Source organism: Qipengyuania sp. HL-TH1 (assembly GCF_036365825.1).
GTDB lineage: Bacteria > Pseudomonadota > Alphaproteobacteria > Sphingomonadales > Sphingomonadaceae > Qipengyuania > Qipengyuania profunda.
Genome location: NZ_CP142675.1, coordinates 1,825,085 through 1,846,322 on the forward strand (window position 1 = coordinate 1,825,085; position 21,238 = coordinate 1,846,322).

General features: G+C 64.0%; 34 protein-coding genes. 23 read left to right on the forward strand and 11 right to left on the reverse strand.

Annotation, left to right across the window (positions count from 1 at the left end):
• Positions 1-13: 13 nt before the first annotated feature.
• From VWN43_RS09585 to pspF, 8 genes are all read right to left on the reverse strand, one after another.
• Positions 14-592, reverse strand: coding sequence for a thymidine kinase (locus VWN43_RS09585; RefSeq protein ID WP_320181906.1), 579 nt, complete (start codon positions 590-592; stop codon positions 14-16).
• Entirely contained in the window at positions 593-991 is a 399-nt protein-coding gene (rbfA, locus tag VWN43_RS09590; RefSeq protein WP_320181905.1) for a 30S ribosome-binding factor RbfA, read from the reverse strand. It lies immediately after the preceding gene.
• 46 nt (positions 992-1,037) lie between these two features.
• A complete protein-coding gene (locus VWN43_RS09595) occupies positions 1,038-1,454 on the reverse strand; it encodes a PaaI family thioesterase (protein ID WP_320181904.1) in 417 nt (138 codons plus the stop codon).
• A gap of 141 nt (positions 1,455-1,595) precedes the next feature.
• The gene (gene infB / locus VWN43_RS09600) at positions 1,596-4,133 is read right to left on the reverse strand and encodes a translation initiation factor IF-2 (protein ID WP_320181903.1); all 2,538 of its coding nucleotides are present in this window, start codon (positions 4,131-4,133) and stop codon (positions 1,596-1,598) included.
• Positions 4,130-4,882 carry a DUF448 domain-containing protein gene (locus VWN43_RS09605; RefSeq protein WP_320181902.1) on the reverse strand — a complete coding sequence of 251 codons (753 nt, stop codon included), beginning with the start codon at positions 4,880-4,882 and terminating at the stop codon, positions 4,130-4,132. The genes infB and VWN43_RS09605 overlap by 4 nt, the downstream gene beginning before the upstream one ends.
• A complete protein-coding gene (nusA, locus tag VWN43_RS09610; protein WP_253522807.1) occupies positions 4,863-6,527 on the reverse strand; it encodes a transcription termination factor NusA in 1,665 nt (554 codons plus the stop codon). Before nusA ends, VWN43_RS09605 begins: the two co-directional genes overlap by 20 nt.
• Complete coding sequence (rimP, locus tag VWN43_RS09615; protein ID WP_320181901.1) at positions 6,527-7,084, reverse strand: ribosome maturation protein RimP; 558 nt, start codon at positions 7,082-7,084, stop codon at positions 6,527-6,529. Before rimP ends, nusA begins: the two co-directional genes overlap by 1 nt.
• A gap of 146 nt (positions 7,085-7,230) precedes the next feature.
• Positions 7,231-8,253 (reverse strand): phage shock protein operon transcriptional activator, encoded by a 1,023-nt coding sequence (gene pspF / locus VWN43_RS09620; RefSeq protein ID WP_320181900.1) that lies wholly within the window; start codon positions 8,251-8,253, stop codon positions 7,231-7,233.
• 165 nt (positions 8,254-8,418) lie between these two features.
• Here pspF and VWN43_RS09625 point away from each other — a divergent pair, with 165 nt between their 5' ends.
• The 14 genes from VWN43_RS09625 (at position 8,419) to VWN43_RS09690 (ending at position 13,197) form a co-directional block, all read left to right on the forward strand.
• Positions 8,419-8,571 carry a hypothetical protein gene (locus VWN43_RS09625; protein WP_253522793.1) on the forward strand — a complete coding sequence of 51 codons (153 nt, stop codon included), beginning with the start codon at positions 8,419-8,421 and terminating at the stop codon, positions 8,569-8,571.
• 107 nt (positions 8,572-8,678) lie between these two features.
• Positions 8,679-9,476 (forward strand): phage shock protein PspA, encoded by a 798-nt coding sequence (gene pspA / locus VWN43_RS09630; RefSeq protein WP_420493529.1) that lies wholly within the window; start codon positions 8,679-8,681, stop codon positions 9,474-9,476.
• Positions 9,477-9,481: 5 nt separating this feature from the next.
• Positions 9,482-9,778 carry an envelope stress response membrane protein PspB gene (pspB, locus tag VWN43_RS09635; RefSeq protein ID WP_253522787.1) on the forward strand — a complete coding sequence of 99 codons (297 nt, stop codon included), beginning with the start codon at positions 9,482-9,484 and terminating at the stop codon, positions 9,776-9,778.
• Positions 9,775-10,152 carry an envelope stress response membrane protein PspC gene (gene pspC / locus VWN43_RS09640; protein WP_253522784.1) on the forward strand — a complete coding sequence of 126 codons (378 nt, stop codon included), beginning with the start codon at positions 9,775-9,777 and terminating at the stop codon, positions 10,150-10,152. The genes pspB and pspC overlap by 4 nt, the downstream gene beginning before the upstream one ends.
• A 24-nt stretch (positions 10,153-10,176) precedes the next feature.
• A complete protein-coding gene (locus tag VWN43_RS09645) occupies positions 10,177-10,488 on the forward strand; it encodes a hypothetical protein (protein WP_253522781.1) in 312 nt (103 codons plus the stop codon).
• On the forward strand, positions 10,485-10,823 hold the full coding sequence (locus tag VWN43_RS09650) for a hypothetical protein (RefSeq protein WP_320181899.1): 339 nt from the start codon (positions 10,485-10,487) through the stop codon (positions 10,821-10,823). Before VWN43_RS09645 ends, VWN43_RS09650 begins: the two co-directional genes overlap by 4 nt.
• A complete protein-coding gene (locus tag VWN43_RS09655) occupies positions 10,823-11,131 on the forward strand; it encodes a hypothetical protein (protein WP_253522775.1) in 309 nt (102 codons plus the stop codon). The genes VWN43_RS09650 and VWN43_RS09655 overlap by 1 nt, the downstream gene beginning before the upstream one ends.
• Positions 11,131-11,445 (forward strand): hypothetical protein, encoded by a 315-nt coding sequence (locus VWN43_RS09660; RefSeq protein WP_253522772.1) that lies wholly within the window; start codon positions 11,131-11,133, stop codon positions 11,443-11,445. Before VWN43_RS09655 ends, VWN43_RS09660 begins: the two co-directional genes overlap by 1 nt.
• The gene (locus VWN43_RS09665) at positions 11,442-11,717 is read left to right on the forward strand and encodes a hypothetical protein (RefSeq protein WP_253522770.1); all 276 of its coding nucleotides are present in this window, start codon (positions 11,442-11,444) and stop codon (positions 11,715-11,717) included. Before VWN43_RS09660 ends, VWN43_RS09665 begins: the two co-directional genes overlap by 4 nt.
• A gap of 31 nt (positions 11,718-11,748) precedes the next feature.
• Positions 11,749-11,991, forward strand: a complete 243-nt coding sequence (locus VWN43_RS09670; RefSeq protein ID WP_320181898.1) for a hypothetical protein — start codon at positions 11,749-11,751, stop codon at positions 11,989-11,991.
• Positions 11,988-12,164, forward strand: coding sequence for a hypothetical protein (locus VWN43_RS09675; RefSeq protein WP_320181897.1), 177 nt, complete (start codon positions 11,988-11,990; stop codon positions 12,162-12,164). The genes VWN43_RS09670 and VWN43_RS09675 overlap by 4 nt, the downstream gene beginning before the upstream one ends.
• Positions 12,165-12,205: 41 nt before the next feature.
• Positions 12,206-12,613, forward strand: coding sequence for a SufE family protein (locus VWN43_RS09680; RefSeq protein ID WP_320181896.1), 408 nt, complete (start codon positions 12,206-12,208; stop codon positions 12,611-12,613).
• 1 nt (position 12,614) lies between these two features.
• A complete protein-coding gene (locus tag VWN43_RS09685) occupies positions 12,615-12,965 on the forward strand; it encodes a YbaN family protein (protein ID WP_320181895.1) in 351 nt (116 codons plus the stop codon).
• 73 nt (positions 12,966-13,038) lie between these two features.
• The gene (locus VWN43_RS09690; protein WP_253522755.1) at positions 13,039-13,197 is read left to right on the forward strand and encodes a YqaE/Pmp3 family membrane protein; all 159 of its coding nucleotides are present in this window, start codon (positions 13,039-13,041) and stop codon (positions 13,195-13,197) included.
• Positions 13,198-13,209: 12 nt separating this feature from the next.
• Here VWN43_RS09690 and VWN43_RS09695 read toward each other — a convergent pair whose 3' ends face one another.
• The 3 genes from VWN43_RS09695 to VWN43_RS09705 form a co-directional block, all read right to left on the reverse strand.
• Positions 13,210-13,473: a hypothetical protein gene (locus VWN43_RS09695; RefSeq protein WP_320181894.1), complete on the reverse strand. Its 264-nt coding sequence runs from the start codon at positions 13,471-13,473 to the stop codon at positions 13,210-13,212.
• A 151-nt stretch (positions 13,474-13,624) separates the two neighbouring features.
• The gene (locus VWN43_RS09700) at positions 13,625-14,143 is read right to left on the reverse strand and encodes a sterol desaturase family protein (RefSeq protein ID WP_320181893.1); all 519 of its coding nucleotides are present in this window, start codon (positions 14,141-14,143) and stop codon (positions 13,625-13,627) included.
• Between the two features lie 49 nt (positions 14,144-14,192).
• The gene (locus tag VWN43_RS09705) at positions 14,193-14,618 is read right to left on the reverse strand and encodes an acyl-CoA thioesterase (protein WP_253522747.1); all 426 of its coding nucleotides are present in this window, start codon (positions 14,616-14,618) and stop codon (positions 14,193-14,195) included.
• Positions 14,619-14,709: 91 nt separating this feature from the next.
• Here VWN43_RS09705 and leuC point away from each other — a divergent pair, with 91 nt between their 5' ends.
• The 9 genes from leuC (at position 14,710) to VWN43_RS09750 (ending at position 20,910) form a co-directional block, all read left to right on the forward strand.
• Complete coding sequence (gene leuC, locus VWN43_RS09710) at positions 14,710-16,161, forward strand: 3-isopropylmalate dehydratase large subunit (protein WP_320181892.1); 1,452 nt, start codon at positions 14,710-14,712, stop codon at positions 16,159-16,161.
• A 13-nt stretch (positions 16,162-16,174) separates the two neighbouring features.
• On the forward strand, positions 16,175-16,333 hold the full coding sequence (locus tag VWN43_RS09715) for an isopropylmalate isomerase (RefSeq protein ID WP_253522740.1): 159 nt from the start codon (positions 16,175-16,177) through the stop codon (positions 16,331-16,333).
• Between the two features lie 26 nt (positions 16,334-16,359).
• A complete protein-coding gene (locus tag VWN43_RS09720; protein WP_320181891.1) occupies positions 16,360-17,202 on the forward strand; it encodes an N-acyl homoserine lactonase family protein in 843 nt (280 codons plus the stop codon).
• The gene (gene leuD, locus VWN43_RS09725; RefSeq protein WP_320181890.1) at positions 17,202-17,807 is read left to right on the forward strand and encodes a 3-isopropylmalate dehydratase small subunit; all 606 of its coding nucleotides are present in this window, start codon (positions 17,202-17,204) and stop codon (positions 17,805-17,807) included. The genes VWN43_RS09720 and leuD overlap by 1 nt, the downstream gene beginning before the upstream one ends.
• Positions 17,804-18,802 (forward strand): NADPH:quinone oxidoreductase family protein, encoded by a 999-nt coding sequence (locus tag VWN43_RS09730; protein ID WP_320181889.1) that lies wholly within the window; start codon positions 17,804-17,806, stop codon positions 18,800-18,802. Before leuD ends, VWN43_RS09730 begins: the two co-directional genes overlap by 4 nt.
• 66 nt (positions 18,803-18,868) lie before the next feature.
• Complete coding sequence (locus VWN43_RS09735) at positions 18,869-19,195, forward strand: DUF1476 domain-containing protein (protein ID WP_253522727.1); 327 nt, start codon at positions 18,869-18,871, stop codon at positions 19,193-19,195.
• A gap of 4 nt (positions 19,196-19,199) precedes the next feature.
• Entirely contained in the window at positions 19,200-19,433 is a 234-nt protein-coding gene (locus tag VWN43_RS09740; RefSeq protein WP_263605050.1) for a BolA/IbaG family iron-sulfur metabolism protein, read from the forward strand.
• Positions 19,434-19,469: 36 nt separating this feature from the next.
• Positions 19,470-19,802 carry a Grx4 family monothiol glutaredoxin gene (grxD, locus tag VWN43_RS09745; protein ID WP_253522721.1) on the forward strand — a complete coding sequence of 111 codons (333 nt, stop codon included), beginning with the start codon at positions 19,470-19,472 and terminating at the stop codon, positions 19,800-19,802.
• Between the two features lie 325 nt (positions 19,803-20,127).
• Positions 20,128-20,910: an NUDIX hydrolase gene (locus VWN43_RS09750; protein WP_320181888.1), complete on the forward strand. Its 783-nt coding sequence runs from the start codon at positions 20,128-20,130 to the stop codon at positions 20,908-20,910.
• Positions 20,911-21,238 lie beyond the last annotated feature (328 nt).

The window sequence follows — 21,238 nt, forward strand, 5'->3', positions numbered from 1 at the left end:
AGGGTGCGCCGGGTCAACCCGCCAGCGCTTCGCAAAAATGCCGCCGGCACATGGCGACATAGCGGTCGTTCCCGCCGATCTCGGTCTGCGCGCCTTCACGCACCGCCCTGCCCTGCGCATCGACGCGCAGGTTCATCGTTGCCTTGCGGCCGCAATCGCAGACCGCTTTCAGTTCGACCAGCGCATCGGCAATTCCGAGCAGCGAGGCGGAGCCGGTGAACAATTCACCCTGGAAATCGGTGCGCAGGCCATAGCAGAGCACCGGGATGCCTGCATCGTCGGCCAGCCGCGCCAATTGCCAGACCTGGTCGCGGGTCAGGAACTGCGCTTCGTCCACCAGCACGCAGGCGATCGGGCCGGCGGCATGGTCGGCCATGACGCGCGTTTCGATATCGGTGTCGGCCTCGTAGCGATGCGCATCGCTGGCCAGCCCGATGCGGCTGGAAATGGCGCCGAACCCCGGGCGATTGTCGAGCGCGGCGGTCCATAGCGATACGCGCATGCCGCGCTCGCCATAATTGAACGCGGTCTGCAGCAGGGTCGAGCTCTTCCCCGCATTCATGCTCGCATAATAGAAATAGAGCTTGGCCACTCAGTCCTCGTCGTCGAGGTCGCGCACCACCTTGGGATCGCTCAGCAATTGTTCGATGCGGTCGGCCTCGTCGAAGCTCTCGTCGGGCTGGAAGTTGAGCTTGGGCGCAAATTTCAGGCCAAGCCGCTGGGCCACTTCCTTCTGGAAGAAGGCGGTATTGGTCCGCAGCGCCTTGAGCACCTGCCCCTCGTCCTCGCCCAGCAGCGGCTTCACATAGGCTTTCGCATTGCGCAGGTCGGGCGTCATCCGCACTTCGGTGACGGCGATGTTGCTGGCGGAAAGCACGTCGTCATGCGCCTCGCCGCGCGCGAGCAGTTCGGACAGGATATGGCGGACGCGTTCGCCCACCTTGAGGACGCGGACCGATTGCTGTTCGGGAGTGGTGTCGTTGCGGGCCATCAGGCAAGTCTTTCGGTAAGTCGCTGGAACGCGGCAGGATAGGCCATCAGGCAGCCCCGCCCGGACGCGGTGTGGGGATGGCGGTGCTGGTTGCGCGGGCGAGCAGCTTGCCCGCCTCGTCGAACAATTCGCCTTCGAGGAAGATGACCTTGCGCCCGCGGCGGATCACGCGGCCCTTGCCGATCAACGGCCCCGCCATGACCGGCTTGAGCAGGCTCATCGAAATGTCGAGATTGAGCGGCGCTTCGGCGTGGTCGGTGGCCCAGACATGCGCCCAGCCCATCACTTCGTCGAGGAAGCCCGCGACGAGCCCGCCCTGCACGCTGCCGCGCGGGGTGATGAAGGTATCGGGGGCGTGGAAGCGCAGAGTGATTTCCTCGCGCTCCCGGTCGAAGCTGTCGAACTGCACGCCCATCAGATCGGCATGCGCCGCGCCGAGCGCGTGGGTGGTGCGATCACTCATATCATCGGCTCGTCAAAAGCAGGATAGGCGCGAGAATGACTGCAATCAGAGGCAGGCATCCCACGAGAACATCAAAGCCGCATCCGCTCAATTTGTCGAATGCCTTGAAATCCTCGAGTTCGCCTTCCTCCGATTGGTCCGTCACAGTGTGCGTTCGCGCTCCTCGACCTCGAAGACTTCAAGCTGGTCGCCCGCCTTGATGTCGTTCGTGTCGGCCAGCACCACGCCGCATTCGAGACCGGTGCGGACTTCGTCCACATCGTCCTTGAAGCGCCGCAGCGAAGCGATCGTGGTCGCCGAAACGATGACATCGTCGCGCGTGAGGCGTGCGTGCAGCCCCTTGCGGATGACGCCTTCCTCGACCAGCAGACCAGCCGCCTTGTCCTTCTTGCCCGACCGAAACACGTCCTTGACCGCGGCACGGCCAACGACATGTTCGATCCGTTCCGGACCCAGCTCGCCCGCCATTTCCTTCGCGATTTCGTCGGTCAGATGGTAGATGACGTCGTAATACTTCATCTCGACGCCATCGCGCTTGACCAGTTCGCGCGCCTTGGCGTTCGGGCGCACGTTGAAGCCGATGATCGGCGCCTTCGAGGCGGCCGCCAGCTGGACATCGCTTTCGGTGATCGCACCCACGCCCGCGTGCAGCACGCGGACCTTGATGAGATCGTTCGACAGATTGTGCAGCGCGGTGGTGATGGCTTCCACCGACCCCTGGACGTCGGCTTTCACCAGCACGGGGAATTCGACCACATCCGAAGCGAGGTTGTTGAACATCGTATCGAAGCTGGTCGGGGCCAGCGCGGTGCGCTTCTCGGTCGCCTTTTCCTGGCGGTATTCGGCCACTTCGCGGGCGCGCTGTTCGTTTTCGACCACGCTCAGCACGTCACCGGCAGACGGCACGCCGCCCAGGCCGAGGACCTCGACCGGCATCGAGGGGCCGGCCTTCTTGATCTGCTTGCCCTGGTCGTTGACGATCGCGCGGACACGGCCGCTCTGCGTCCCGACCACGAAGGTGTTGCCGCGCTCCAGCGTACCGCGCGTGACGAGCACGGTAGCCACCGGCCCGCGGCCCTTGTCGAGCTGCGCTTCGATGACCGTGGCTTCGGCCATGCGATCGGGATTGGCCTTTAGTTCGAGCAGTTCCGCCTGCAGGCTGATCGCGTCGAGCAGCTTGTCGAGACCGGTCTTCTCCTTGGCGGAGATTTCCACGTCCTGCACCTCGCCCGACATCTTCTCGACGATGACTTCGTGTTCGAGCAGGCGCGTACGGATGTTGTCCGGATTGGCTTCGGGCTTGTCCATCTTGTTGATCGCGACGATCATCGGAACGCCCGCGGCCTTGGTGTGATTGATGGCCTCGATCGTCTGCGGCATGATGCCGTCATCGGCGGCCACCACCAGCACCACGATATCGGTGACATTGGCACCGCGCTGGCGCATCTCGGTAAAGGCGGCGTGACCCGGCGTGTCGAGGAAGGTGATGGCATCGCCGCCCTTCGTCTGCACCTGGTAGCTGCCGATATGCTGCGTGATGCCGCCGGCTTCGCCCTTGACGACATTCGCGCCGCGCAGGGCATCGAGCAGGCTGGTCTTGCCGTGGTCGACATGGCCCATGATGGTGACCACTGCCGGACGCGGCTTGAGCGTTTCGGGCGGATCGACATCGGCTTCCTTGGCAATGTCGACATCGGCTTCGGAAACCTTCTCGATATTGTGGCCGAACTGGTCGACCAGCAATTCCGCAGTGTCCTGGTCGATCGTCTGGTTGACGGTGACCATCATGTCGAGATTGAAGAGTTCCTTGACGAGGTCGGCACCCTTTTCGCCCATGCGCTTGGCCAGTTCGCCAACCGTGATCGCCTCGGGGACGATGACATCGCGGACCTGCTTTTCGCGCGGCTTCGACGGGCCGCCCTGCATCCGGCGTTCCTTCTCGCGCGCACGCTTAAGCGCGGCGAGCGAACGGGCGCGGCGACCTTCGTCCTCGTTGAGCGCCTTGTTGACGGTCAGCTTGCCCGAACGACGCTTGTCGACCGGCTCGGCACCGCGTGCAGGCTTTTCTTCCTTCTTCTTGCGCTCGGGCTTCTTGGGCTCGGGGCGCGCAACCGGGGTGAACCGGCGCGGCGCAGGCGAAGGGGTGCTGCCCCCATCCTTGGCGGCAGGTGCTTCCTCGGCGGGCGCTTCTTCGGCCACTTCCGCAGGTGCTTCGGCAGCGGTTTTGTCTGCAGTGGCAGCCTGCTGGGCCGCCTCTTCCTCGGCCTTGCGCTTGTCTTCGGCGCGCTTCTTCTGGTCTTCGGCAGCCTGGCGGGCCTGCTGTTCCTCGCGCTTGCGCGCATCCTCGGCCTGCCGCAGGCGATCTTCCTCGGCCTCGCGCTGGAGCCGCGCGACGCGTTCCTGCGGAGTCTCGTCAGCGGGCGCGGCCTTCTTCTTCGGCGCAGCCTTTTCGGCAACCGGAGCCGGAGCCGGGGTCGGCTCGGGTGCGGGCGGCGGCGGCGCGGGCGCCGGCTCTGCGGGCGGCGGGGTTTCGCCGGGCTTCACGAGCTTACGGCGGCGCTTCACCTCGACCGCGACCTTGTTGGTGCGGCCGTGGCTGAAGGTCTGCTTGACCTCGCCCGGCTGCGCACCCTTCAGGGTCAGCGGCTTGCGGGCTGGTTTCTTTTCGTCGTCGCTCATTCTTGCTCGTTTCTCTTCTTTATCTCGTTCAATTCGTCATCGGCGCGCGGCGTGGCGCGCCCATCTGCGGCGGGCAGATCATGCCCCAAATAGTGCATGAGGCGCGTCAGGGGTTTCATCACCCTTGCAGCCGCAGCTTCATCGGCCAGCGCCAGATGGACGACATTGTCGCGGCCCAATGCCACAGACAAAGCGTTCCGGTCCAGAGGCAGTTCGAGACCGCGCTCGCCCGAGCCTTCCGCATCGCGCCCGACGCGCCATGCCTGATCGAGCTTCTTGCGCCCGTCCTCGCTGGCATCGCGGGCATGCAGCAATAGGGCTACCGCCCCGCCGCGTGCCTGTTCGGCGATGCGCTGGGTGCCCAAGATAAGACTTCCCACGCGCATTTCGAGCCCCAGTCGGTCGAGCAATACGCGGGTCAGCGCATTTTCGACCATTTCGGGCAAATTCCCGGACACTTCGAGATCGCCGGTCTTGAACGCGCGCGCCAAAGCGCCCTTGAGCTTGCCTGCGGCAAGCGCAGCGGCAAACTCGTCACGCGACACTCCGATCCAGGCACCGCGCCCGGGGGCCTTTTCGTGCGCATCGGGCAGGACCAGCCCTGCGGGCGAGGCAACCAGCCGCACGAGCGTTTCGCGCGGGGCCGTCTCACCCGACAGGATGCAGCGCCTTTCGGGCTCGGAAGCTTTCCGGGCCTGCGGCGTGTCAGCGATGTCGGAACTCAGGCTCTCATTGGGTGGAGTCCGCATCGGCGGCCTCCTGCGTGTCGGACGTCTCGGCGGGTGCCGGAGCTTCCTCGTCTTCGAACCAATGCGCGCGGGCCGCCATGATGATCTCGTTGCCCTGCTCTTCGCTCAGGCCATAGTCGCCCAGTACGCCGCCCTTGTCCTGCTCGCGCACCGAAGGGCGCCGCATCGGCGGGCCATCGGCAGGGGCATTGTTGCGGCGACGCGGTGCTTCGCGCTTGCGCGCGATGAGCTCGTCGGTCGCGAGGTCGGCCAGATCGTCGAGCGTCTTGATGCCCGCCTTGCCCAGCGTGACCAGCATGGCTTCGCTGATGTGCGGCAGTTCGGCCAAGTCGTCCTCGACGCCCAGTTCGCGGCGTGCTTCGCGGTGCGCGGCTTCCTGACGGTCGATCGCTTCCTTGGCGCGGTTCTGGAGTTCCTCGGCAAGGTCATCGTCGAAGCCTTCGATCGCGGCCAGCTCTTCGAGCTCGACATAGGCGACTTCCTCGAGTTCGGCGAAGCCTTCGGCGACGAGCAGCTGCGACAGCGTTTCGTCGACGTCGAGTTCTTCCTCGAACATCTTCGAGCGCTCGGCGAATTCCTTCTGGCGCTTCTCCGAGGCTTCTTCCTCGGTCATGATGTCGATCTGGTTGCCCGTCAGCTGGCTGGCGAGACGCACGTTCTGGCCGCGGCGACCAATGGCGAGCGACAGCTGGTCGTCGGGAACGACGACTTCGATGCGGCCTTCTTCCTCGTCGAGCACGACGCGGGCGACGGTGGCAGGCTGAAGCGCGTTGACGATGAAGGTCGCGCCGTCATCACTCCAGGGAATGATGTCGATCTTCTCGCCCTGCAGTTCCTGTACGACTGCCTGGACGCGGCTGCCCTTCATGCCGACGCAGGCGCCGACCGGGTCGATGCTGCTGTCGTGGCTGATCACGCCGATCTTGGCACGGCTACCCGGGTCGCGGGCGGCGGCCTTGATCTCGATGATGCCATCGTAGATTTCGGGCACTTCCTGCGCGAACAGCTTTTTCATGAAGTCGGGATGCGCGCGGCTGAGGAAGATCTGCGGGCCGCGGTTGTTGCGTTCCACCTTGGTGATCAGCGCGCGGACGCGTTCGCCGACACGCGCGGCTTCGCGCGGAATCTGCTGGTCACGGCGGATCACGCCCTCGGCGCGGCCGAGGTTGACGATCACATGGCCGAACTCGACCGATTTGATCACGCCGGTGATCACTTCGCCCGCGCGGTCCTTGAATTCTTCGAACTGGCGTTCGCGCTCGGCATCGCGGACCTTCTGGAAGATCACCTGCTTGGCGCTCTGCGCGTCGATGCGGCCAAGGTCGACCGGAGGCAGCGGGTCGACGATGAAGTCGCCGACCTTGGCGTCGTCCTGCAGCTTTTCGGCGGCCTTGAGGTCGATCTGCTTGAAGTAGTCCTCGACCTCCTCGACGACCTCGACGACGCGCCACAGGCGCAGATCGCCGGTCAGCGGATCGAGCTTGGCGCGGATGTCGTTTTCCGCACCATAACGGTTGCGGGCAGATTTCTGGATCGCTTCTTCCATCGCCTCGATGACGATCGCCTTGTCGATCATCTTTTCGGAGGCGACCGAGGTTGCAATCGCGAGGAGTTCAGCCTTGTTGGCGGAAATGGCACTGGCCATCAGTCGTCTGCCTTTTCTTCTTCGATGTCATCGGCACCGCTCGTGTCGAGCGGCTGGGTGGCGGCAATCAATTCGTCGGTAAGGACGAGTTTGGCCGAGTGTATCTGGTCGCGGGGAAGGAACACCTCGCCCGCCTTGCGGTCTTCGACGGCAACCGTGTCGCCTTCGATACCTTTCAATTCGCCGCGCAGATTGCGCTGGCCGTCATAGCCCTTGGCCATGGAAATCTTCACTTCATGCCCGGCCCAATTGGCGAAATCCTTCGCGCGGGTCAGCGGGCGGTCGATGCCGGGGCTGGACACTTCGAGGTGATAGGCGCCGGTCACCAGCACTTCGCCCTGTTCCTCGAGCGCGTCCATGCGCTCGGATACCCGGCGCGACAACGCGGCGCATTGTTCGATCACCAACTGTCCGGTGGCGGGATCTTCGGCCATGATCTGCAGCGCCTCGCCGCCGTCACCGGCTTCCGAGGACACCATCTTGACGCGCACGAGCTCGAAACCAAGGGCCTGTGCCTCGGGTTCGATCACTTCGGTCAAGCGTTCCAAATCGGCCATTCGTTCTCCACTTATGCGCCCCATGCGACAATGGGGTTTCGTGCCGGCCCCTTGCGGCGCCAGCCCCTCCAGTGTCGCGACAATGTCGGGATGAGCAGCCAGATAAGCGGGAGTCGGTTGAAAAGCAAGCGCGAAGACGCGCCGGTTCAGCTATCGTCGGCGAGCGCGTGCTTCTTGATGCAATGCCGCAGCTGGTCATAGGTCAGACCCAGCGCCTTGGCGGTCTGGCGCTGGTTCCAGCGGTGCTTGCCCAGCGCATGCTCGACGATGGTGCGTTCGTGGGCATCGACTGCCGCGCGCAGGTCGTCGATGCTGTCGAAATCGGGCGCCGAGGAGGCGGACGCAGCCGGGGGCGCAGCCGCCTGGTCCGCGCGCGGCGGCGGGGCCACCGGCTTCCACGGACTGTCGAAGGGGTCGAACACCGCATGGCCGATCGGCGCGTCCCAATCGTCCCAGCGATAGATCGCGCGCTCGACGACATTGCGCAATTCGCGGACATTGCCCGGCCAGTCGTATTTCTCGAGTTGCTCGGCGACATGCGGCGCAAAGCCCGGCCAGCCTTCCCAGCCGAGTTCGGCGGCCATCCGGCGGCCGAAATAGTCTGCCAGCACTTCGATATCGCCCTCGCGTACGCGCAGCGGCGGCAGCGTGATGACCTCGAAGGTCAGCCGGTCGAGCAGATCGGCGCGAAATTCCCCGCGCTCCGCCTTGGCAGGCAGATCTTCATTGGTCGCGGCGACGATGCGCACATCGACGCGTGTCGGGCGACTGGAGCCGATCCGCGTAACCTCGCCATATTCGACCGCGCGCAGCAGCCGTTCCTGCGCGCCCATCGACAAAGTACCCAGTTCGTCGAGAAATAGCGTGCCCTTGTCGGCTTCCTCGAACCTGCCCGCGCGCACTCTGGTAGCGCCGGTGAAAGCGCCTGCTTCATGGCCGAACAATTCGGCCTCGATCAGTGTTTCGGGCAGCGCGGCACAGTTCATGACGACCAGCGGTTCGTCCCAGCGGGTGGAAAGGCGATGAAGGCGCTCGGCGATCAGTTCCTTGCCGGTTCCGCGCTCGCCGATGACCAGTACCGGGCGCCGCATCGGCGCCGCGCGACTGGCCCGTTCGACCGCGTCGAGGAAGGCCCCCGACTGGCCGATAAACTGATTTTCCCGCTCCATGACCAAGATATAGGGAAAATCCCCAAAGCTTGGCAACAGAAACCAACACATCATTTGGCACAACGCTCAAAAACGACGCATTTCTCCCGTTTTTCCGGTTTGGCACAGCGCTTGCTGAATACGGGACAACAGCAATCGGCCAACCGGCCCAGGGGAGTTACCCAAATGTACAACCGCAGTTTCTTCCGCAGCCAGCTTGGACAGGCCGCCCTCGCCAGCATGGCAGCGATGGCCACTTTCGTCCTGCTGAGCTCGCAGATCGCGGTGACGGCGCCCACGCCGGTGCTGGCCGCTTACGAACAGGTCGAGATCGCATGACCCTGCCTCCCGATCATGATCCCCTAGGGCCGGAGAGTCGGTCCCCCGACAGTCCCCGCGGCAGCAATGCCGGCGACTCTCCGGCCCGCCCCGATCGCCAGCCGCGCTTGTCGCGTATCGAGGAAGAGGTAGAACGGCTCCGCCGGTCGCCGACTCCCACCCGCGACAGCGGACGGCCCAAGGCATCGGACTTTTTCTCCAGTGGAGCACCATTGATGGGCATTTTTAGCCGAACTCGCGATATCATCGCCGCCAATTTCAACGATATGCTGGACAAGGCGGACGACCCCCAGAAGATGATCCGCATGATCATCCTCGAGATGGAGGAAACGCTGGTCGAGGTCCGCGCGAGCGCCGCGCGCACCATTGCCGACCAGAAGGAAATGCACCGCCACACAGTCAAGCTCGACAAGCTGCAGGCCGACTGGAACGAGAAGGCGCAACTCGCCATCTCGAAGGACCGCGAGGACCTCGCCCGCGCCGCGCTCGTCGAGAAGAAGAAGGCGGCCGACATGAGCGAGCAGCTCAAGCAGGAAATCGCCGTGCTCGACGATGCCTTGCGCGCCTATGAGCAGGACATCCAGAAGCTGCAGAACCGCCTGCGCGAAGCCCGCAGCCGCCAGACGGCGATCGCCGCCCGGCTCGAAAGCGCGGAAAACCGAGTCAAGCTGCGCAGCCTGATGACCAACGAACGCGTCGACGATGCGCTGACGCGGTTCGACCAGCTCGAACGCCGGGTCGATTATGCCGAAGGCCGCGCCGACGCGCTGAGCATTGCCGACAATTCCGACAAGCCCAGCCTGTCGGACGAGATCGCCGCGCTCGAAGGCGCCGATGCTATCGACGACGAACTCGAACAGATGAAGAAGGCGCTCGGCAAGGGCAGCGCCGGCAAGGAGGACTGAGACCCATGGAAGAGATTATCATCATTCCCGCGATCTTCATCGGGCTTCCGTGGATCATCCTCCACTACATCACCAAGTGGAAGACCTCCGCGACGATCACCGGCGACGACGAAGCCCTGCTCGAGGAACTCTACAACCTCGCCAAGCGGCTCGATGACCGGATGGACACGGTCGAACGCCTGGTCGCCAGCGACAACCCCGAATTCCGTCCCGGCCGCATCGTCCACGACAGCGAGCAGGACAACCAGCAGCTGCGCGAACTCGAGCAGCTGATTGCCGAGAAAAAAGGAGCCAAGCTGTGAACAGCCCCCGCACCACGCTTTACCGTGACAAGCAGAACGCGAAACTGATGGGTGTCTGCTCGGGCATCGCGGATTACACCGGCGTCAACGTGTTCTGGGTCCGGCTCGGTTTTCTCGGCCTGACCTTCATGTCCGGCGGCTCGACCATCCCGTTCTACTTCATCGCCGGCCTGCTGCTGAACAAGAAGCCCGCGCACCTCTATGTCGATCGCGAAGAGCAGACCTATTGGCAGCGCGTGCGGCAGAACCCGAAGCGCACCGCCCGCGAAATCCGCGCGCGAATGAAGGATGTCGATCGCCGCCTGGCCGATGTGGAGACCTTCTATGTCAGCAACAATCCGCGCCTGACCGCCGAAATCGAACAGCTGCGCTGAGCGAGCGAGAGGGGGAGAAATCACATGGAAAACATCGGAGTATTCATCCCGATCATCGCGCTGATGATCCCGATCGTCGCGATCTGGACCAAGCATCAGCAGAAGCTGGCCGAAATGAACGTCCAGACCACCGCGCAGGCAACTGCGGAAAAGGCGGCCCAATACGCCAGCCAGGTGCATGATCTCGAAGACCGCGTCCGCGTGCTCGAACGTATCGTCACCGACAAGGGCTACGACGTGGCCACACAGATCGAAGCACTGCGCGACCAGCGCAACGTTGAGGAACATGGCAGCGGCGTGCCGCTGGGCATCAAACAGGGAGAACAGGCGCTATGAACTGGGGAGGACCTGAATTCGTGCTCGCGATCATCGCGCTGAGCACCGGCGGCTGGCTGCTGAACAACTGGATCCGCGCCAAGCACGGCTATTCGCTCGAAGATGAATGGGGCGGCAAGACCGAACGCAGCGACACTGCAGAAGCCAAGGCGCTGAAGGCCGAGAACCGCCAGCTGCACGACAAGCTCGACACCATGCAGGATCGCATGGTGGTGCTCGAAAAGATCGTCACCGACCGCGGCTATTCGCTGCATGACGAAATCGAGGCGCTGCGCGACAAGCCTGCAAGCGATGCCGGCGTGCCGCTGAACATCAAGCGTGGGGAGAAGGCATAATGGAATTCATCACCGAAACCACCGTGATCGGCGGCACGATCGCCATTTCGCTGGCCTGGATCGCCAATACCTGGATCCGCGTCAAGAACGGCTACCCGCTTGAAAACAGCTGGGGCAAAGCGGTCTATCCCAAGAACGACCAGGCGGTCGAACGGGTCAAGCTGCTGACACAGGAAAACGCCGAACTGCGCGCCGAACTCGGTTCGGTCAAAGACCGGCTTGGCAATGTCGAACGTATCGTGACCGACAGCGGCTATCACCTGACGCATGAGATCGACCGCCTGCGCGACGGCACGGAGGCCAACTGATGGACGGCGATCTCGCCCTGATCTTCGGGTTCATCCTGGCCGTTGTGATGCTGGTGCTGCCCTTCGCCTACTTCATCAACCAGCGCGTGCAGGAGCACGAGGAACGCAAGCTGGAGCTGGAAGCGCGGGCGGAGGAGGCCAAGGCCGAACAGCTGCGGTTCTCGAACGGCGATTACAGCAAGATGGAAGAGCGCGTCCGCGTGCTCGAGCGGATCGCCACCGACGGCAACCATACGCTGGCGACACAGATCGAGGAACTGCGCGACCTCCATGAACTGGAAGACCGCGTCGCTCCCCGCGAGACGGCGCAATGAGTTTCTGGACCGCCGTTGTCGTAATCGTCGCCATCAGTGCGATCGCCGGGGTTTTGCGGGACCGCTACAAGGCGATCGGCCGCGCCGAAAAGGCGCGGCAGGCCGAGCCCGAAGAGCGGATTTCCGCTGCGGAAAAGCGCGAGGTCGAGGAACTGCGCGAGAGGATCAAGGTGCTCGAGAGGATCGCCACCGACGGCAATTCGCTCGACGCAAGCGAAACCAAGAGGATTGCCGCCGAAATCGAAGCCCTGCGCGACCAGCGGGCGGATTGAGGACGGCAAGGTTCAAGGAGGACATGAGGTAATGTTCGAACCGACAATGATAATCGCCGGCGCTTCGCTGGTCGGCCTGACCATCGTCGCGGCAGCCCTGCTGCGGGGTTGGTACGGGTGGCTGGCCCTCAAGCGCCAGGAGCTTGAACGGCACTACACCGGCACCGAAGAGCGCGACACGGGATCGTCGATCGGCGCGGCGCGGATCGAGCTGGCCGACCTCAAGGAGCGGATCAAGAAGCTCGAGGCCATCGCCAGCGGGGTGGATCTGTGACCGTCGTACGGACCGACGCCGCGCGCGCCGGAATCGGCCTCGGCACGGCCATCGCGGTGGCGATCAGCTGGAGCCTGCACAAGTCGATCGTCTGGGCAGTGATCCACGGGTTTTTCGGCTGGTTCTATGTCGCCTATTTCGCATTCACCCGGCCCGGAGGGCTGACCGGCTGAGGCCGATGGACGCCTGCCGACCGGCCCGCTAAGGGCGCGCCATGCGCACACTTTCCGACATTGCCGAAGAATATACCTTCCTCGAAGGCGACGAACGCTATCGCCTGCTGATCGAACTGGGCCGCGAGCTCGAAGCCATGCCCGCCGCGCTCAAGACCGATGCCACGCTGGTACGCGGCTGTTCGGCGCAGGTCTGGGTCTATCCCACGGGCGAGGCGGACCAGCTCCATTTCCTCGCCGACAGCAATGCGGCGATCACCAAGGGCATCGTCGCGCTGGTGATTGCTGCGGTGCAGGACAAGCCCGCGGATGAAGTCGCCAAGATGGATGTCGCCGCGGCGCTTGGCCCGTTCGATCTCAAGAACCAGCTGTCGAGCAACCGTACGCAGGGCGTGCCCAACATGATTGCGCTGGTGAAAGAACATGCCGCGCGGATCGCGGCCGGTTGAATTGAAGCGGCCGATCTACAAGGGCCTCGGCTTCCTCGCTGTCGGGCTTGGCGCCGTGGGCGCGGCGCTGCCGATCATGCCGACCGTGCCCTTCCTCCTGCTGGCGGTCTATTTCTTCGCCCGGTCGAGCCCCGAACTCGAACAGAAGATCCTCGATCATCCGCATTGGGGCCCGCATGTGAAGGACTGGCGCGAACGCCGCGCGATCAGCCGCCGCTCGAAGACCATGGCGATCGGCGCGATGGCGACCGGCGCGGTGTTCACCTGGTATACGCTCGGCCATCCCTGGTACTGGATTTCAGTCGCCGTGCTGGTGATCTGCGGGAGCTGGATCGCCACGCGCAACGAATAGGCCGGCGGAACCGCGTGCGTGCCGGCCCGTTGATGACCCGAACGACGGGAGGGAAGACAAAAGGACATTCCCCATGGCAATTCTCATTCTTATCGCGACCATCCTGCTGCCCCCGCTCGGCGTTGCCGCCAAGCACGGGCTCGGCAAGACCGCGCTGCTCAATCTGGTGCTGACGCTGCTGGGCTATATCCCCGGCCTGATCCACGGATTGTATGTAAATTACGCCAAGTAGACCGTTCGCCAGCTAGAATGGCATTCCCGAGGCCGGGACCGTTTCAGCGGTCTCGGCCTCTTGCGTTTCCGTGGCGCGTTCCTCGCGCTGCATTTCGAATGTCCCGTTCATTTCCGCGAGGCTCCACATGCCGGTGACGGTCATACCGTCCCGCGACATCTGTCCGACGTAATCAACGGGGTTATCGTACCCTTGTGGAGGGTCGATATAAATCTTGGTGAAATCGACCGAGCGTCCGCTGCGATGGCCCGATACCATGGCGCCGATGGTCTGCATGGGACGAAACAGGTCCGGCTCGATCAGCTCCCCGCTGAAGCTGCCACCGCTCTCGGCAATGCGTAGGCGGAAAGGTGTAACGGCCTCGCCACCGGGATAGGTGTAACTGCCGTCCCAGTCGCCGGTGAGGTCGCACGCGTCGACTATCGAATCAGGCCCCGGCGCTTTCTCGAACGACGGCGATCCCTGCTTCGCGCTGGCGCCTGAGTTCCGCTTTCAGCTTGGCGGGATCGCGCGCGAAGACGAAGCCGAAGCTGACCCCGCCCTCCTTACCGATGGTGGCATGATGCAGCTTGTGCGCCTGAACCAGCCGCTTGGCGTAGCCCCGCTTGGGCACCCAGCGGAAATAGCGCTGGTGAACCAGTCCATCGTGCACCAGCGTGTAGATGATGCCGTAGAACAGGATGCCCAGCCCGATCCAGGTGCCCGGCCACCACGCGCCCTCGCCCATCACCCACTCGCTGCCCACGGCGAACATCGAAATGCTCATGGCCGCGCCGACGATGGCGTAGAGGTCGTTCTTTTCGAGCAGGTTGTCATGCGGTTCGTGGTGGTCGCGGTGCCACCCCCAGCCGAAGCCATGCATGATGTATTTGTGGCTCGCCCAGGCAACCCATTCCATCGCGACGACGGTCGCGAACACGATCAGCGCGGGGACGAGGAAACTCATGGCACCGATATAGGCGCTCCACCGCGGCAGGCAAAGCCCGCGCCGCGGCTTACTCGCCCGTGTGCGGTTCCTGCTTGCGCGGCAGGCCGAAGAAAGTCTCGGCAACTTCGCGGCTGATCCGCGCCGGCCGCAGGCTCTTGGCGTCGATGCAGCACCACATGCTCTGCACTTCGGCCAGCACGTCTTCGCCGCGGCGAATCACCGTGTTGTAGAAGCTGCGCGCGCCGGCGATCTTTTCGAGCACCGTTTCGGCGATGACATCGTCGTGGAGGAAGGCCGGGCGGCGATAGGTAATCTCGTGCTTGAGCGCGACCCACGCCTTGCTCGCCACCTCCTCGGCCGGGGCAAGTTTCTGCCAATGCGCGAGGACGGTATCCTGCACCCAGTTCAGGTAGCGCGCGTTGTTCACGTGCCCCATGAAATCGATATCGTCGGGCAGGACCTTGATCGGAAAGGTGAATGGCTTTGCTGACATTGATGTTAATAGAGCAGCAAAAGGTTAAGTTTGGAAGACTCTTGTTTTGCCATTTTGCGCCATCGCCATTCCTGCCGCACATTCCGCCGCGATGGCCAGCAAACCGCGCACACTCTACGAGAAGATCTGGGACCAGCACGTTGTCGAACGGCGTGAGGATGGCACCTGCCTGATCTATATCGACCGGCACCTCGTGCATGAGGTCACCAGCCCGCAGGCATTCGAGGCGCTGCGACTGGCGGGCCGGACGGTGCGCCGCCCCGACCTGACGCTGGCGGTCCCCGATCACAACCTGCCCACATCGCCGCGTGTGGCCGCCGACGGATCGCGCATCCCGATCGAGGATGCGCAAAGCGCCGCACAGCTGGCGGCGCTGGAACGCAATGCCCCGTCCTTCGGGATCGACTATATCGATGCCATCGCGCCTGCGCAGGGCATCGTCCATGTGGTCGGCCCCGAACAGGGGTTCTCGCTGCCGGGCGCCACCATCGTATGCGGCGACAGCCATACCGCGGCGCATGGCGGCGTCGGCGCGCTCGCCTTCGGGATCGGCACCAGCGAGGTCGAGCATGTGCTCGCGACACAGACGCTCCAGTTGCGCCGGTCCAAAGCGATGGAAATTCGCGTCGAGGGGCGGCTCGGACCGGGCGTCACGCCCAAGGATCTGATCCTCCATATCATCGGCGTCATCGGCACCGCGGGCGGAACCGGTCATGTGATCGAATATCGCGGTGCGGTGTTCGAGGAAATGAGCGTCGAGGGCCGCCTGACGGTGTGCAACATGAGCATCGAAGGCGGCGCGCGCGCGGGTCTGATCGCGCCCGACGACACCGTGTTCGATTACCTGCGCGGCCGCCCCTACGCGCCGGAAGGCGAAGCCTGGGACCGCGCGGTCGCCTGGTGGCGCACGCTGACAACCGATGACGGGGCCGAGTTCGACAAGAGCGTGGTGATCGACGCTGCCGCGATCGAACCCACGGTCAGCTGGGGCACCAGCCCCGAAGACGTCGTGCCGGTGGGCGGCACCGTCCCCTCGCCCGACAGTTTCGCCGACCCGTCGAAACGCGAGGCGGCGCGCAAGAGCCTGGAATACATGGGTCTCGAACCGGGCACGCCGATCGAAGATATCGCAGTCGAGAACATTTTTATCGGCAGCTGTACCAACAGCCGGATCGAGGATCTGCGCGCTGCAGCAAAGGTGCTCGAAGGCCGCACAAAGGCACCCAACGTGCGCTGGGCCATCGCCGTCCCGGGATCGGGGCTGGTCAAGCGCCAGGCCGAGGCCGAAGGGCTCGACAAGATCTTCACCGACGCGGGTTTCGAATGGCGCGAACCGGGATGTTCCGCCTGTCTGGCGATGAACCCCGACAAGGTCCCGCCGGGCGAACGCTGCGCCTCGACCAGCAACCGTAATTTCGTCGGCCGGCAGGGCCCGGGGTCGCGCACGCATCTGGTCAGCCCGGCGATGGCTGCCGCCGCCGCCGTTACCGGGCGGCTCGCCGATGTCCGCAAGCTCACCCCTTGCCAAGCAGCCGACGGCTGACCATTGAGAAACGATGACCAAGAAGCTTTCCGGAAAAGCCGCCATCGCCGGGGCTATCGGCTCCGCCGCCGTCGCCGCCGCGCTGCTGTATGCGAACAAGCGCAAGGAGAGGAAGCGCGGGCCGCAACAGCCCGGTCCGATTCCTTCGGGAGAGAATCCCGAAACCGATTGAGGTCGCGCGTCACAGGGGAGAGAGACATGTCGCCGAAATCAGGAATGCTGGCCGCGCTTGCCGCGGTGCTCGCCATGCCGGTCGCGGTATCCGCGCAGGAAGCAGCGGATATCGAAATGTGGCGGCTCGATTGCGGGACGCTCGAATTGAGCGACACCGGGCCGTTCTCCGACACGCATCTCTACGACGGCCAGCGCCGCCGACTGACTGACAGTTGCTACCTGATCCGCAATGGCACCCGCTACCTTTTGTGGGATACGGGCCTTTCCGGCGCGCTCAAGGGCACCAGCGAAACGCGCGGCGTATTCACCTCGAGCGTCGAGCGTACGATCGTCGAACAGCTCGGCGACCTCGGTCTCGCCCCCGCCGATATCGCGATGGTCGGGATCAGCCACTACCACAACGACCATATCGGCCAGGCAGTCGACTTTCCCCATGCCGAACTGCTGATCGGTGCAGGCGACGCGGACGCGGTGATTGCCAATGGGCGCGAGGAAACGATCGCCCAGCTCGCCCCGTGGTTCGGTGCTGATGCAAACGGCAAGGTCACGCGGATCGCAGCCGATCACGACGTGTTCGGCGACGGAACGGTCCGGATGATCGCGACGCATGGGCATACGCCGGGTCACAAGGCACTGGTGGTGGAGCTTCCGCGAATGGGCACTTACATGCTGACCGGCGATCTTTATCATTTCGAGGAGCAGATCGAGAACGAGGGTGTCCCCACCTTCAACACCGACCGCGCCGATACGCTGGCATCGTTCCATCGTTTCAACCAGATGGCCGACAGTCTCGAAGCCACCGTCGTGGTGCAGCACGAACCGCGGCATGTCGAACGCCTGCCCGCCTTTCCGGACAGCGCAAACTGATGAGAGCCGTTTCCACCATCGAAGGTCGGGCCATTCCGCTCGGCCTTAAGAATATCGATACCGACGTCATCATCCCTGCGCACTGGCTCAAGACGGTCAGCCGCGAGGGGCTTGGCCAGGGCGCGTTCGAGACCATCCGCGCGGCCCCCGGCAACCCCTTCGATGTCGAGGATTTCGCACAGGCGCCGATCCTGATCGCGGGCGATAACTTCGGCTGCGGATCGAGCCGCGAACATGCCGCATGGGCGATGCTCGACATGGGACTCGATGCGGTGATCGCCCCCAGTTTCTCGGACATTTTCGCGGGCAATGCCTTCAAGAACGGCATCCTCGCGGTCGAATTGCCGCAGGACCAGGTCGACCGGCTGCTCGAGGTCGCGCAGGACCATCCGATCACCATCGATCTGGAAAACCAGGTCGTCACCACCGAATTCCAGGACCGGTTCACTTTCGAGATCGACCCGTTCCGCAAGCGCTGCCTGCTCGAAGGGCTCGACGAGATCGGGCTGACGCTCGGCAGCGCCGACGAAATCACCAGACACGAACAAATGCGCGAGGGCGCCATGCCTTGGCTCGATAAACCGCATAGGAGAGATGCAGCGTGAAAGCAGTCCTTTCGAAGGAAGTCGGCGGACCCGAAACCCTCGTCGTCGAGGATATCGCCGAACCCACCGCCGGCAAGGGCGAGGTGCTGGTCAAGGTTGCCGCCTGCGCGATCAATTTCCCCGACACGCTGATCATCCGCGACATGTACCAGTTCAAGCCGCCCCGCCCGTTCGCGCCCGGTGGCGAGATCTCGGGCACGATCGAGGCACTGGGCGAAGGCGTCGAGGGCTTTGCCGTCGGTGACCGCGTGATGTGCGGCGTCGGCAATGGCGGGCTGCAGGAAAAGGTCGCGGTGGCGGCGGAACGGCTGTTCAAGGTGCCCGAGGGGATCGACCTGGTGAAAGCCAGCGCGCTGTTGATGACCTATGGCACCACGATCCACGGCCTGAAGGACCGCGGCGACATCAAGGAGGGCGAAACCGTCCTCGTACTGGGCGCTGCGGGCGGTGTCGGCCTGTCGGCGGTCGAACTGGCGAAGGCCTATGGCTGCCGCGTGGTCGCCGCGGTCTCGACCGAGGAAAAGGGCGCAGTCGCCAAGCAGCACGGCGCGGACGAAGTGGTGATCTATCCGCGCGCGCCGTTCGACAAGGACACTTCCAAGCAACTGGCGAGCGACTTCAAATCGGCAGTCGGCCCCAATGGCGCGGATATCGTCTATGACATCGTCGGCGGCGACTATTCCGAACCCGCGCTGCGTGCGATCGCCTGGGAAGGCCGTTTCCTCGTGATCGGTTTCCCCGCCGGGATCGCCAAGATGCCGCTCAACCTCACCCTGCTGAAGAGCTGCGATATCCGCGGCGTGTTCTGGGGCGCCTTCACCGCGCGCGAGCCCGAGCGCAACCAGCGCAATATCGAAGAGCTGTTCGACCTGTGGAAAGCGGGCAAGATCAATCCGCTGGTCAGCGAGACCTATCCGATCGAACGCGCGCATGAGGCCATCGCCAAGCTCGAAAATCGCGGCGCGATCGGCAAGCTCGTCGTAACGATGGAATAACCGCCCTTGCGAGGTGGGGGGCCGCGCCTATTCCGGCCCCCGACATTCCATCCCGAGAGGACCATCATGACCGATTTCAAGGATCGCGAACGCGGCGAGGAAGCCAAGTTCGCCTTCGACGAGGAAAACGCCTTCAAGATCGCCGCCCGCCGCAACCGCCTGGTCGGCGAATGGGCGGCAGGTCTGATGGGTCTGACCGACGAAGAAACCGACGCCTACAAGAAGGCGGTCGTCCAGGCCGATTTCGAAGAAGCCGGCGATGAAGACGTGATTCGCAAGCTGCTGGGCGACCTCACCGCCGCCGAATGCGATGTCAGCGAAGCCGACATCCGGACCAAGCTGGAAGAGTGCGCCGTCGAGGCCCGCCGCCAGTTCATGTCCGACGGGGCCTGAACCCATGCCGATGGCCGCTGCAGACATCGTCGCGCTGATCGAGGAAGCGCTGCCCGGCGCACAGGTCGAGATGCGCGACCTCGCCGGCGATAACGATCATTGGGCCGCCAAGGTGACTGCGCCGCAGTTTACCGGGCTGACGCGGGTCAAGCAGCACAAGCTGGTGTACGACGCGCTGGGCGGGCGCATGGGCGGCGAACTGCACGCCTTGCAACTGACCACGCAAGCCCCCACCTGATTCTCCGCAACTCGAATTCATACAAAGGACGGACCCATGTCCGATACCAACCAGCGCATCGCCGACATCGTCGGCGGCAAAGACGTCGTCCTGTTCATGAAGGGCACCCCGCTGTTCCCGCAATGCGGCTTTTCGAGCCGTGCGGTGGCGATCCTCGACCATTGCGGCGTCGCCTATGACAGCGTCGATGTGTTGCAGGACATGGAAGTGCGCCAGGGCATCAAGGCCTATTCCGATTGGCCGACCATCCCCCAGCTATACGTCAAGGGCGAATTCGTCGGCGGCAGCGACATCATGATGGAGATGTTCGAGGCCGGTGAATTGCAGCAGATGATGGATGCGAAAGCCGTGGCCAAGGCCGAAGGCTGAGGCACGCTTGGCGCGTCCTCTAGGGACCGCGCCGCGTAATTACCGGCTCCAGAACGGGTAAGGCCCGCCCGGTGGGACTACCGGGCGGGCCTTTCGTTCGTTCTGAGGGTACCGGGTGTGGAGACCTTGGGTTGGCACCCCCGTGAAGACTTGAACGGGACAGATGAATATATGCATGCCCCGTGCCAAACAGGCATGATCACGAGTTTCCGCGCCTCCAGATGGTAAACGCGTTTTTAGTCGCGTCGCTTAGTGTAAAGTTCCCCGACAGCCCCCGTTTACCTTTGCGCTTGGCAAGCAGCGCGGCCCCCGTCACAACATGCACATGAGCGAGCACACCGATACCGGGGCCAATGGTATCCCCGCCGCAACCGTCGTCATCTTCCGCAATGCGCCGCAGGGTGGCCCTCCGGAGATCCTGATGACCATCCGTTCGCGCGAGATGGTCTTTGCCGGCGGCATGGCGGTGTTCCCGGGCGGCCGGGTCGACCCGGCCGATTTCGATCTCGGCGCCAGCATGGGCGGCCCGCTCGACCCCGACGAGGCCGCGCACCAGGTCGCGGTGGTACGCGAAACGCTCGAGGAAACCGGGCTGGTGATCGGCCTGACCGGCGAAATCGATGCGGCAAAAGCGCGTGCGGCCCGCAACTTCTTGCAGGAAACCGGCGAGCTTGCGCCGGTCCTCGATCATTTCGGCTGGGCGCTCGATCTCGACCAGCTGGTCCCCTTCGCGCGGTGGTTCCCCAAGAACGAACGCATCCCGCGCGTATTCGACACCCGTTTCTACCTTGCCGACCTCGGTACCGGCGCGGTCGAGATCGAGGCCGATCTGTCGGAAAACACGCATCTGTTCTGGACCAGTGCGCAGGGCGCGCTCGATGCCGCCGAGCGCGGTGAAATCAAGGTGATCTTCCCCACCCGCCGCAATCTCGAACGGCTCGCACTGTTCGGCAGCTTCGCCGAAGCCTCGGCGCAGGCCCAGGCTATCCCGGTGCGCACGATCACCCCGTTCATCGGCGAAAAGGACGGCACGTCCTGGCTGAACATCGGCGAGGAATTCGGCTATCCCGTCACCGCCGAACCGATGGACAAGGTTGCGCGGGGATAGCGTCAGCGGCTGACGCGCGATCCTTCCGCTCTTTCTGTCTTGGTCACTCGAGGCAGGGATAGGGTGTGGCCCGGGGACAGGATGTCAGTCTCGCCTCCGGCTGCATTTCCCCCGCGGAACACGGTAATACCAGATCGCCAGCACCGGACCGTCCGCGCCAGACCCGTTCCCCGGCAACAATCCGGCGCACGCGAACCGTTTTATTCCGTTTAGGCATGACGGCGCCGTAATTATAATCCAGCCGGCACCGATTTTCGGATCATTACTTGTTACCCAGCAGAAAATGCTGCGATCCGGCAACATTTCACGCAAATCCAACGCCGCGCGC